This window comes from Metabacillus fastidiosus NBRC 101226 (assembly GCF_001591625.1).
Taxonomy (GTDB): Bacteria; Bacillota; Bacilli; order Bacillales; family Bacillaceae; genus Metabacillus; species Metabacillus fastidiosus.
The window spans coordinates 1-12,378 of sequence record NZ_BCVG01000039.1; the positions used below are offsets into that span (position 1 = coordinate 1).

A 12,378-nucleotide genomic window follows, 5' to 3' on the forward strand; every position below is an offset into this window, starting at 1 on the left:
TATTTAGTAGGAAGTATCTACTTTTCTTAAAATAAAACCTGTTACAATACTGTATACAACGACAGTACATCCGACAAATAACATTGTCATATGTAACAACCTCCAATTTTTTATTGAGAATCCTTATCATTTCTAAACTTAGCTTATCATCAATGATAATCATTTTCAATAATTAATTTGACTTTTTAGGAAAAAAACGATACTTTTCTTCAAATGTGTTCTTATAGTCAGTGTGCAGCTGTAATGCTTTTTCCTCTTCTGGAATTCTTATAATCATAAGGAAAATATTTAATATCGTGAATAAAACAGCTGTTATATACGCATTAAATAAAAGCGGGATAAACAGTATTTCAAGAGCAACGACGACATAATTCGGGTGTCTCATAAAGCGGTACGGCCCTTTTGCAACGACTTCGCTGTCAGGAAGAATAATAATTTTCGTATTCCAGTATGGACCGAGCGACATAACAGCCCAGTAGCGGATTATTTGTGTTAATAAAAGAAACGGAAGAATGAATGACCAAAGGGACGATAATCCTTTATGAAATACAGTCACCTCGGTTATTAAAGAAATTAAAAACAGTGTATGAACAACAACGATCAACGGATAATGTTTTTCTCCGTGCTTCACACCGCCTTTTGCCATCATCCATTTCTCGTTTCTCTTCGCAATAAAAAGCTCTGTTATCCGCTGTATGACAAGAATAGTAAATAAGACAGTGAACATGGCTATACACCCTTCCACTCGATAAATAAAAGCTCTGAACTAAAGCCTGGACCGAGAGCGCCGATCAGACCGAATTCACCATCTTTACCTATCTGTCTTTCCAAGTACTCGCTTATGACGTACATGACTGTAACGGATGACATGTTTCCATGCTGCTCTAACACTTCTTTTGATACATAAAGATGATCATCTGTAAATCCTAAGCCGTCTTTATATGCTTCGATTACCTTCTTTCCTCCCGGATGTGCAAGAAAATGGCTGATCTCGCTTGTATGAAGACCGTTTTCCTCAAGAAATGCTTCCACATTCGGTTTCAGCCACTTCTTTATAATAGCCGGAATATGGCGGGAAAAAATAACATAAAGCCCATTATCTTTTATGTCCCACCCCATTACATCTTCAGAATCTTTCATAAGCGTTGATCTCGTTTCTATGATTTTCGGAATAGAAGGGAAACGTAAATCCTGCTTCAGTTGTTCAGCTGCCTTCTCTCCTGCAATTAAAGTACATGCAACCCCGTCTCCGAAAAGAGATGTACCGATTAAATTTGCTTTAGAAAGATCATCATGCTGGAATGTTAAACTGCATAGTTCTGCCGCAATAACGAGTACTTTCGCTTCCGGGAACGCTCTGCAATATTCATATGCCCGTGAAATACCGGCAGCACCGCCCGCACAGCCTAAACCCCAAATAGGAATACGCTTTGCTGTTTCCTTAAAAGGCAGACAGTTCATTACCTTGGCATCAATGCTCGGTGTTGCAATACCAGAGCTTGAAATAAAAATAATTGCGTCAATTTCATCATATGAAATCGAACGAGTTAATAATTCCTCATTTCTCAAACAATTCTCAATTGCTTTTACACTTAATTCAACCGTTTTCTTTATATATTCATCATTCTTCTCTGCGAATGAATGCGTGTGTTTATACCAGTCTATTTCTTTTACAAATTGCCTCGTTTTAATTTCACTGTTAGGAAATACCGTTAATAAACGGTCAATATCTGTGAAACGATGTCCGAAAAGTTCTCTTACAAATGTAATCATATAATCTTGTGTTAATTCATATTCGGGAATACCTTTGCCGACAGAAATGATAAAAGCCATATGTATAATCACCCTTCATTTTCTTTAACCTAATATTTCCCATAAAATTAATTTTATACAAACGAAAAAAGCCTTCCCTAGTAAAAGGAAAAGCTAAACGTTTTAAAGGAGCTGTTGCTGTGCATATTTATTATAATTTATGTTTACTAATTATTACATTATATAAATATTGGAAAACAATTAACTTCGATGAAAAGAGCCTATTACTTCTGTCGTTACCGTAATATTAACGAACGCATTCGGATCTGTTTTACTAATGAGATTTTTCACATCTGTTAATTCATAACGCGTTATAACCGTCATGAGCACTTTCCTTTTTTCGCCCGAGTATGCCCCTTCTCCGTCCATCACTGTAATACCCCGGTACAAATTTTCAAGCAGTATTTGTTTTAACTCATCCCCTTTATTCGTAATAATCATTAAAGTTAATTTAATATGTTTCGTATGAACAGTATCAATTACTTTTCCAGTAGCATAGATAGCAACTAATGTATATAAAGCTGCATCCCATGTAAAAACAAAACCGGAAATAATGACGACAACCGCATTCATAAGTGTGATTAATGTTCCTAATGGAAAGTCTCTCTTTTTCGCAAGCAGCATCGCGACAATATCAAAACCGCCCGATGAACCGGCTGCACGGAAAATTAATCCTGCCCCTACTCCGGTTAAGACACCACCAAATAAGGAAGACAGCAAAGGTTCTGTTGAAATTTGCTTAATCGGTACTATGTAGAGACTGATCGATAAAGTAACGACCGATAAAATCGTTAAGAAAATAAACTTCTTTCCAAGCTTTAAAATTCCTAATATTAAAAGCGGAAGATTTAATAATAGGTTCAGCAGCCCCGTATTTAAAGGCGTAATAATCCCAAGCATAATCGCAATTCCGCTTAAACCGCTGCTTAGTATATGATGCGGGATAAGAAAGAAATTATATGCAAAGGCGACAAGCAATGAACCGAAAATAACGAGAAATATTCTGCCCATCTTTAATAAATTCGTTCCCAGTCAGAATACATACCGGACCCTTCACAGCTGGAGCAGTCAAATGATGGGGAATAAACTTCTAAATATGCCGGTGTAAAACCTCTTCCATTACAGTCCGGACATTTCCCTAACGATTGCATTTTTTCCCGATGATGTGCTTCTTTTATCGCTTTCCAATCTAAAATAGATTGAAATAAATTCATTTTTCATCACCTCAAGAACTTTTTTACTAGTCTTTATCATCCCATAGCATTTTATACAATTGCAGCTATTAGACATTATACTTGCTTCCATTTAGAATAATGACTTAACGTTAATAATATAATATACCCGCTATGATATAAAATAAATCTTCCATTAGTAGGATATTTATATGTCTTCTACTTATATAAGTTTTCTTGATGTTCCTTGTGAACAAAAAAATGCCTGTATTCACTCTAATAAGAATGAATACAGGCATAACATTATATTTTATGAAGCTTTCTCAACAGCAACTTCTGCTTGTTTCTTCTTACCGCCAATAACATTAAAGAGAACATTTAATGCAATAGCTGCCAAACTACCAGCTACAATTCCACTGTTTGTTAAAATCTTTAATTCTGCAGGTAAAACTTTGAACATATCTGGCACAACTGTTACCCCAAGTCCTAAACCGACTGAACAAGCAACAATAAATAGATTCTGTTCTGATGAGAAATCTACTTTAGCCAGCATTTTAATACCGTAAGCCATAACCGTACCGAACATTGCAAGCATTGCTCCGCCTAGAACAGCTGTTGGAATAACCGTTGCTGCTGCTGCAATTTTAGGAATTAAACCTAAACAGATAAGCATTGCTACCATAATATAAATAATCTTATTTTTGCGAACTCCTGACATTTGAACTAAACCTACGTTTTGAGAAAACGTTGTGTAAGGGAATGCGTTGAAAATAGCTCCTAAAGTGTAAGCTAAACCTTCTGAACGGTATCCTCTTACTAGATCTTCTCTCGTTAGTTTCTTTCCACAGATATCACTTAATGCAAAGAAAACACCTGTTGATTCAACCATACTAACGACTGCAACGATAATCATTGTAATAATCGGTGCAATTTCAAATGTAGGTGTGCCGAAATAGAAAGGCTTTCCGATTGCGAGCCATGATGCATCATGAACAGCTTGGAAATTCACTTTACCCATAAATGCTGCGATCACTGTTCCAGTTAAAATCCCGATTAAAATAGAAATAGAACGAATAAATCCTTTAGCAAAACGATTTAAAATAATAATTAATACTAGAACTGTAAACGAAAGGATAAGATTTTCTGTTGAACCGAAATCAGGAGCGCCTTGACCGCCCGCCATATTATTCATGGCAACAGGTATTAATGTAACCCCAATAATTGTAACAACTGAGCCAGTAACAACCGGTGGGAAAAACTTAACGAGATGACTGAAAAATGGAGCAATGATCATAACGAATATACCAGATACTAAAACAGCTCCATAAATAGCAGAAACACCATAATGAGTACCGATATCAATCATCGGCAGAACGGCTGTAAATGTACAGCCTAATACGACTGGCAAACCGAGCCCAAAGTAACGGTTTTTCCATACTTGGAAAAATGTTGCGACACCGCACATGAATATATCAATTGCAACTAAATACGTTAATTGTGCACTGTTAAATCCAAGAGCCCCACCAACAATAATTGGAACAAGAATTGCTCCAGCGTACATAGCAAGTACGTGCTGGAAACCTAAAGATAGGTCTTTGAATGTATTGTTCATTTAACAACCTCCGCTTTCTCGTCTTTAAATGTTACTTCACCAGCTTTTAATGATTCTACTCTTGCTAGTGATTCGAGACGATAGCCTTTGCTTTCAATTTCATCTGCCCCTGGTTGGAATGATTTTTCAATAACGATACCAACACCGGCAACTTTAGCACCGATTGATTCTACAACTTCAATTAATCCCTTTGCAGCTTCTCCATTTGCTAAGAAATCATCGATAATTAAAACAGTATCTTCTTTCTTAATAAATCTTGATGAAACAGCGATCGTATTTGATTCCTGCTTTGTGTAAGAATAAACAGTTGCTGTTACTAAATCATCTGTTAATGTTAATGATTTGCGTTTTCTGGCAAATACAACTGATACCCCAAGCTCAAGAGCAGCCATTACTGATGGAGCAATACCTGAAGATTCTAATGTAAGAATTTTTGTTACTCCTGCATCTTTAAATCTTTCTGCAAACTCTTTTCCTATTTCCTGCATTAAAACCGGATCAATCTGATGATTTAAAAATGAGTCAACTTTCAGTACATGTTCATTAAGAGCTAAACCGTCTTTTTCAATTCTTTGTTTAAGAAGTTCCATTTATTTTCTCCTCCATAAGTGAAAAAGGCAGCATTATTCCACTTTTTAAAACGAGTGAAGTAACGCTGCCTTTTAGAAATTTAAAATAGAGATACTTATCATTACTGTACCCTATTTAAAATGCAATCTATACTCACTCATAGTCGAATTATTTACGGTAATTCGGTAGAAACTTCCGGGCCATATTCCCGTGATTATATGAGTCATTATTTAATTTAAACTTAGTATACCAGTAAAAAATGAAATTGAAAAGATATTTTTCTCCAAAAGCGAATATTTACACTATTTAGAAGTTTTATCGTTCGTATTTAATCTATTAAATCCTGCTTTATTCTAAATATGATATATGTTTCGATATTTTTCGTCAAGATATTTTATTAGATACTCTGCGTTTAAACCTTCTCCAGTAACATCTTGTAAAATATGGAGCGGCTCTTTCATTTTACCGAACTGATGGATATTTCTTGTCAGCCACCCTTTTATTTCTTCAAACCTGTCAGTTCTAATAAGCTCCTCTAAGTTAGGCAGCTCCTTTAACATTGCATGGCGGAACTGAGCCGCATATATTAAGCCTAAAGCGTATGAAGGGAAATAACCGAAACTGCCATCTGACCAATGGACATCCTGCAGTACACCTTCCGCATCATTTTTCGGTGTAATACCCAAGTATTGTTCGTATTTTTCATTCCAAATTTTTGGAAGATCTTCCACTAAAATTTCATTATTAAACAAAGCCTTTTCAATTTCATAACGAATGATAATATGCAGTGTATATGTTAATTCATCTGCCTCAATTCTAATAAGAGAAGATTTTGATTCATTAATAGCCCGGTAAAAATCTTGTAATGGTACATCAAGAAACTGCTCTTTAGAATATCCTTTTAGATTGTTATAATAACGTTCCCAGAACGCTTCATTCCGGCCGATAAAATTTTCATAAAACAAAGATTGTGATTCATGGATTCCCATGGAAGTCCCGCTGCATAAAAATGTTCCTTCTAATGTTTCACTTACATTTTGTTCATATATTGCATGGCCGCATTCATGAATCGTTCCAAAAATTGCTGTTCGAAAATCATTTTCATCATATTTTGTTGTTACCCGCACATCCCCACGATTTAATGAAATTTCAAATGGATGTGTCGTCTCATCAAGCCTTCCTGCTTCGAAATCATAACCGATTTCTTTTAAAATAAACTCGCTGAATTGCTTCTGCTTCTCTTTTGGAAAGTATTTATATAAGAACTCTGTTTCTGGTTTATTAGGAGAGCTGTTAATTTCTTTTACGAGCGGAACGATAGCATCACGTACTTGTGAAAACACTTTATCTAAAATTTCTACCGTCATTCCCGGTTCATATTCCTCTAATAAAGTATTATATTTATGGTCTTTATAGCCCCAATAACCGATTAATTTTTTATTATAATCAACGATTTGCTTTAAATACGGAGCAAATAAATGAAAATCAGATTTTTCTTTCGCTTCTTCCCATGCTGATTCCGCTTTTGAACAAAGAATAACATACTCTTCATATTCTTTAGGTGGGATCATTTTATTTTTTTTATATTCTTTTTTCAATAATTCAACTGCTTTTTGTGTTAATGGAGATAATGTGTGAAATACTGTCTCTTCTGACAGCTTCGTTAAATACTCATTCATCCGTTCACTGACAAGCATTTGAAAAGCTTCTGTTGATAGCATTCCAATCGTTTCTGAACGCTGGTTTACCCCTTTTTTCGGTGCTCCGGTCCTTAAATCCCAATACAGCATACTAATCGCTTCTTCATAGCTTTGCATTTTCTTTATGTACTCTAAAAACTCTTCTTCCAATTGTTTATTAGGCAAAATGCTCACTCCCAAAGTTTTATTTAAAAAAGGCCTGGCTAAACCCAGACCTTTCCTTACTAATTCTATTCAACAACTGGAGAAACTGGCAATATTTCTGTAATGTTTTTCATTATTTTTTCGTCAGCTTCCCCCGTAAAAATAGTAATCGTTCCTTTATCATTACTCGTACGAATTAATCTGCCGATCCCTTGTCTTAATCTTAAAATCATATAAGGCAGATCTACTTCTGTAAATGGATCGCCTGCTTCATTTCTTTTCGCTTCAAATACAGGATCCTCCGGAGGATATGGCAGAGACCATATAATGACATTCGTTAACGCCTCACCTGGAATATCTAGCCCTTCCCATAAATGGACAGCACAAAGCACAGACTGCTCTTCTTGCTGGAATAAGCTTACGAGCTTGCTTATTTCCTGATCCCCTTCATAATAAATAGGGAAGCTCATTGCCGCAGAATCAATATTTTGTTTAAACCACTTCAATTCTTCTTTAGTAGAGAAGAGCACTAATGCTCGTCCGCCGCTTCTGTTCAGCTCGCTGGCAGTATGAACGAGTTTCTGCTCTAATGATTTATTCTGCGCGATTGATATTTTCATCTGTTCCTCATAATCAAATGGAGATTCCACAGATAATGATAAATAGCTTTCAATCCCTAAGCTTTTTGCAAGATAATCAAATGAGCTGTTACTCGAAAGTGTCGCAGATGAGAAAACAAACGGGATTTTCTTAGAAAATACTTTTTCCTTTAATACTTCCTCTACTTTTCTCGGCATAATAACAAGGCTGTAATCATGCTCTTTCTCTTCAATCCAGCTAACAGAATTATTATTTCCATTAAAAAGAGATAAAGAATATTCCATCTGTTCAATATATTCCTCAACAATTTTTAATTCGTATTCATCAATTGTATAAAGCTCTCCTTCAAATACGAGCGCTTCACTTATTTCAGAGAGCTTTTTCTCTAATTGCTTTCCAACTTGCAGAAGTTTTTTCGTTTCTTCTATTTTCAGGCGGTTTGAGCCTTCAACAGGAATGGCACTGTCCTTTAATAAATCATAAAATTCATCATTAATCGTTAAAGCATCCTCCACCAAGTATGCAAACTCTTCGCGAATTTCATTTTGCAGAAGTCTTTCTAAATACAGTTGAAGCGTACTCTGCTTCACACGGTATGTTAATGCTTTTTGCGCAGCAAACTCTAATAAATGTCCCTCATCAAAGACAACACTGCTGAATTCAGGAAGGAGCGGTAATTGTCCTTCACGCTTCCTTGAATCGTATGTCCAAATATGTTCCATAAAAAAGTCATGTGAACAGACAATTAAATCCGTTGATCTACGGTAATAATCCCGTGACAATGTCAGTCCGCAGCGATGTCTCTGACTACAGGAAAAACAGTCCTGAAAACTGTCCCAGCCAAGTTTTTCCCATTCTTCATCTGAAAATTCACCATATTCTTTCCGGTCTCCATAAGGTGAAAATTTTTGCATTCCTGCTGTTTCATGAACAAACTCTGGTAATGATTCATACAAATCTAAATATTTATCATCGCCATCTTTTTGAATAACCGTATCCAATTTATTTAAACATAAGTATTGACTATGGGATTTACTTAATCTTACATCAATATTTAAATCTAAATATTTCGTTAATTTAGCAATATCTCCCTCTTGTTTTACAAGCTGTTCAATTAATGTTTCATCCGCACAAGCGATAATTGCAGGTTTTCCAGTATAGCGGGCATAGCTTAAAGCGTACAGCAAATAAACGATCGTTTTACCTGTACCGACTCCAGCTTCAGCAAACATTACTTTCTTCTCCTGATAAGCTCTTTCAAGCTGAAAGGCCATAAAGATTTGTTCGTCTCTCAGTTCAAAGCCTTTTTCAGGGAGTATATCGTAAAAGAGATCACCAATCCAATTATTTAACGCTTCATAAAAATTTTCATCTTTCGTAATCGCAAAAGGTAAACGCGACGTGCCCATAGACGTACCTCCAACCTCTTAATAAACTCACAAATAAATATTATTTCATTCCTGCTATAAAAAGTCAATTTTGACAGCAAACAAAAACAGACATCTTGAAGTAGTAAACGGAGATGTCTATGTCAGATATAAAATTAATGTTCCAACATAGATTTGATAAAAACTCAGTATAGTGTACGATTTTTGGTTCATCTTGCTCAAATTTATAAAAATGGAGAGAAAAGCGAGCTTTTCTTCCAATTTTTATAAATTTGAGCCCTTTCAGCATTAGCTGAAAGGCATTTGCAAGCAGAGCTTTCAAATGGATGAACCAAAAATCAACAAAGTTTTAACACAAACCCTTGTTGAAATCCATTATTTAATACAGCTCTCTTTATTCTGTATAAAGAGTCCTGATGAGCATTTCATTATTTAAGTCAGAAGCATGTGCCACTGCTTTTATGAAGTCTTCTTTTGCATGGTTGAAGCTTTCAAGTTCGGTGCCGTACCCGTGTTCATTTAATGAATGCTGTGTATGCTGTAAAGCTTTTGAAATTAAATGAAATTGATCGTTTTTATACAATAGATACACTCCCCATAAAAAAATCAAGAATGTTCTTATTGTATGCAGTAAAATATATTTTATACTAACATATTCGAATATGAATCAGTTTCTAGGCGGACGTTTCCCCCAATATTGATAGTAATCTGTTCGAATAAAGCCGTTAAACAGCTTTCTTTTCTTCGTTGCAGGCTTGCCGTAAAGAGTCTCAAAGTTCTCATTTGATGTCAGCATGTAAATGCTCCACGTATCAAGCGGTTCGAATGCTTTCCCCATCTCGCGGTACATTTGTTCCACAGCTTTCTTTTCACCGAGACGTTCGCCGTATGGTGGGTTGCCGACAATTGTGCCATATTCCTGCCTCGTTGTAAAATCTTTCACCTGCATTTGTTTAAAAGTAATTAAATCATTGAAACCTGCTTCTTCCGCGTTTGCTTCTGCGATTCGGATCATACGATGGTCGATATCATGTCCATGTATTTCAAGAGGCTGGTCATAGTTTGCTTTATCTTCTACTTCTTGACGAGCTGTATTCCACTTGTCTTTGCCGATCCAGTGCCAGTCTTCCGACACAAAATCACGGTTAAAACCTGGCGCTATATTTTGTCCGATAAGAGCTGCCTCAATTGGAATTGTTCCCGATCCGCAAAACGGATCAACAAAAGGACGATCCGGCTTCCAATTTGTTAATAAAACCATCGCTGCTGCTAATGTTTCTTTAATAGGGGCTTGTCCCTGATCTGTTCTAAATCCTCGCTTATGTAAACCTGAACCGCTTGCATCAATTGTTAATGTCGCAACATCTTTTAAAAGAGCTACTTCTACTCTGTAAAATGGACCGTTTTCCTCGAGCCATGCAGATGTTTTCTTATAATGTTTTTTCAAGTTTTCAACAATCGCTTTTTTCACGATGCTTTGGCAGTCAGGAACACTCGCCAACGTTGATTTGACCGATTTACCGATAACAGGAAATTCTGCGTTTTCAGGCAAATAATCTCCCCAATTTAAACTTTTAGTCGCCTCAAACAATTCATCAAATGTTCTTGCTTTAAATTCTCCTACTTTAATTTTAATACGGTCTGCTGTTCTTAACCATAAATTACTGCGGCAAATAGCTAGTTCATCTGCCTCAAAAATAACTTTTCCATTTTCAACCGTACAATCATATCCCAGATCTTTCACTTCTTTTCCCACAACAGCTTCAAGCCCCATCGCTGAAGTTGCAATCAATGTTAGCTTACCCATTAAGTCACCTTGCTTTCAATTATTAGTTAATCTATCATAACACAATATATATGTATTCATGTACAAATGAAAAGCTCTCCAATCGGAGAGCTTAAGCTTCAAAATAATACTGTTTAATAACGTTCGATAAGCCATGTTTTGTTCCATCGTACTGCAAACGGCAAAAGCCTCGTACTCAGGTGGTAATCATCTATCTACAGGAAATATATATTTCCTGTCCCTCCCTTTGTTCAATTCCTTCAGGAGGATGCCCCTACCATTATTTGGGTTTCTCGCTCGAGGGGTTTACCCGTTCCACTCTTACAATTTCTTGTAAGACTACGTCACTGTGGCACTTTCAAAGTAGTCAAGCCATATCGCCTGAGCGACTTAGGCTTTTTCCTTGCCGTCAGCCGGAATCCCGGCTGCCCTAGCTTATGAATTCGCTAGGCACGAACACTACGGGCATCTCAGCACCGTGCGAGCATGGACTTTCCTCTACAATTCAAAAAAGAATTGCAGCGATTACCTGAACGTTATTACCGGACAGCATAAATAATTATAATAAAAGTGCAAAAACAATGCAAGTGTAAATTTTTACAAAAATCAATCGTAAAGTTTGCTTCCAAATACATGCTTTTCAAGATTTGAAAGACGCTTTAAAATATCAAAATTCGTTGTATTCGTCTGTACTGGCTGCTGCGGTTTTTTATAAGAATCATCTACTTGTTTTCTAAGCCTTAAATTTTCCTGCTGCAAATCCTCTATTTCCTGATGCAATGTTTCATAGTCTTTAATAACAAGATCGAGAAATTTATCCACATCTTCCTGTTTATAGCCTCTCATTGCCTGTTTAAATTCTTTTTCTAATATTTCTTTAGCAGTTAATTTCAATTTATCTGCAAGCATATCTTTCACCTCATTAATACGAAGTCATCACCTTATATTTTTTCAGAATTTATGGAAATTGTCAATTTTCTTTTATTACTTTAATCTGTATACGCAAAAGAGGATAGAGTCAAAAGTCATTGTTTTTTAAATTTTCTTCTTCAACAATCATTTGTAACTCATAGAACCCAATAAGGAAAATTGGATAATCGACCTTTTCCTGTTTCTTTTTTCCTGTTTCTAATAAATATTTCGGTGTCCCATCCTTTTCTTCATCATATACTAAAAGCAGGGCATCACTTTTCTCTACATGGAAGATATTTTTTTGCCGTAATTGAACTGGACTCTCATAATCCCTTTTTGTAATCGAGTCAACGAAGTCTGCTTGTGAGGCAATATACTCGTAGTACTCCATATTATCCTCTTTCCATTTAACCTCTTGATTTAAATATGGGGTTAATAAGGCAAGCTTTAATTCGGGATACTCTTCCCTTAATTCATATACAATTTCAGCAGCCCACAGCTCTACCCCTAATTGACCGCTTATTAAAACCCATTCCAAACCGTCTTCAATAAGCGGAATAAGTGTTTTCTTAATGGCCTTTTTTATGTAAGTGATACCTTCATGCTCTTGTTTAAATATTCCTAACTCAAATGGCTTATAACCTGATATTGCTAATATTCTTACCATTGATTCCACCTTTTA

General features: G+C 35.9%; 12 protein-coding genes, 1 other RNA gene and 1 riboswitch. All 13 genes read right to left on the reverse strand.

Annotated features, from left to right (window positions below; all coding sequences use genetic code 11):
- Nucleotides 1-172: 172 nt before the first annotated feature.
- Entirely contained in the window at nt 173-727 is a 555-nt protein-coding gene (locus tag BFA01S_RS11090; RefSeq protein ID WP_066229927.1) for an isoprenylcysteine carboxyl methyltransferase family protein, read from the reverse strand.
- A 2-nt stretch (nt 728-729) separates the two neighbouring features.
- A complete protein-coding gene (locus tag BFA01S_RS11095) occupies nt 730-1,833 on the reverse strand; it encodes a type III polyketide synthase (RefSeq protein ID WP_066229930.1) in 1,104 nt (367 codons plus the stop codon).
- 180 nt (nt 1,834-2,013) lie between these two features.
- On the reverse strand, nt 2,014-2,823 hold the full coding sequence (locus BFA01S_RS11100) for a YitT family protein (RefSeq protein ID WP_066229932.1): 810 nt from the start codon (nt 2,821-2,823) through the stop codon (nt 2,014-2,016).
- 2 nt (nt 2,824-2,825) lie between these two features.
- Entirely contained in the window at nt 2,826-3,026 is a 201-nt protein-coding gene (locus BFA01S_RS11105) for an ADP-ribosylation factor GTPase-activating family protein (RefSeq protein WP_066229934.1), read from the reverse strand.
- Between the two features lie 268 nt (nt 3,027-3,294).
- Nucleotides 3,295-4,596, reverse strand: coding sequence for a nucleobase:cation symporter-2 family protein (locus tag BFA01S_RS11110; protein ID WP_066229937.1), 1,302 nt, complete (start codon nt 4,594-4,596; stop codon nt 3,295-3,297).
- Nucleotides 4,593-5,186: a xanthine phosphoribosyltransferase gene (locus tag BFA01S_RS11115; RefSeq protein ID WP_066229940.1), complete on the reverse strand. Its 594-nt coding sequence runs from the start codon at nt 5,184-5,186 to the stop codon at nt 4,593-4,595. Before BFA01S_RS11115 ends, BFA01S_RS11110 begins: the two co-directional genes overlap by 4 nt.
- Before the next feature lie 120 nt (nt 5,187-5,306).
- A riboswitch (purine riboswitch) is annotated at nt 5,307-5,408 on the reverse strand.
- 111 nt (nt 5,409-5,519) lie between these two features.
- Nucleotides 5,520-7,031, reverse strand: coding sequence for a carboxypeptidase M32 (locus tag BFA01S_RS11120; RefSeq protein WP_268874856.1), 1,512 nt, complete (start codon nt 7,029-7,031; stop codon nt 5,520-5,522).
- 65 nt (nt 7,032-7,096) lie between these two features.
- The gene (locus tag BFA01S_RS11125) at nt 7,097-9,019 is read right to left on the reverse strand and encodes an ATP-dependent DNA helicase (RefSeq protein ID WP_066229943.1); all 1,923 of its coding nucleotides are present in this window, start codon (nt 9,017-9,019) and stop codon (nt 7,097-7,099) included.
- Nucleotides 9,020-9,392: 373 nt separating this feature from the next.
- The gene (locus BFA01S_RS11130; RefSeq protein WP_066229946.1) at nt 9,393-9,581 is read right to left on the reverse strand and encodes a hypothetical protein; all 189 of its coding nucleotides are present in this window, start codon (nt 9,579-9,581) and stop codon (nt 9,393-9,395) included.
- Between the two features lie 84 nt (nt 9,582-9,665).
- Complete coding sequence (locus BFA01S_RS11135) at nt 9,666-10,805, reverse strand: THUMP domain-containing class I SAM-dependent RNA methyltransferase (protein ID WP_066229949.1); 1,140 nt, start codon at nt 10,803-10,805, stop codon at nt 9,666-9,668.
- A 122-nt stretch (nt 10,806-10,927) separates the two neighbouring features.
- Nucleotides 10,928-11,321, reverse strand: an RNA gene (rnpB, locus tag BFA01S_RS11140) — RNase P RNA component class B.
- Between the two features lie 69 nt (nt 11,322-11,390).
- Nucleotides 11,391-11,693, reverse strand: a complete 303-nt coding sequence (gene gpsB, locus BFA01S_RS11145; protein WP_066229952.1) for a cell division regulator GpsB — start codon at nt 11,691-11,693, stop codon at nt 11,391-11,393.
- A gap of 109 nt (nt 11,694-11,802) precedes the next feature.
- Complete coding sequence (locus tag BFA01S_RS11150; RefSeq protein WP_066229955.1) at nt 11,803-12,363, reverse strand: SLOG family protein; 561 nt, start codon at nt 12,361-12,363, stop codon at nt 11,803-11,805.
- Nucleotides 12,364-12,378: the final 15 nt, after the last annotated feature.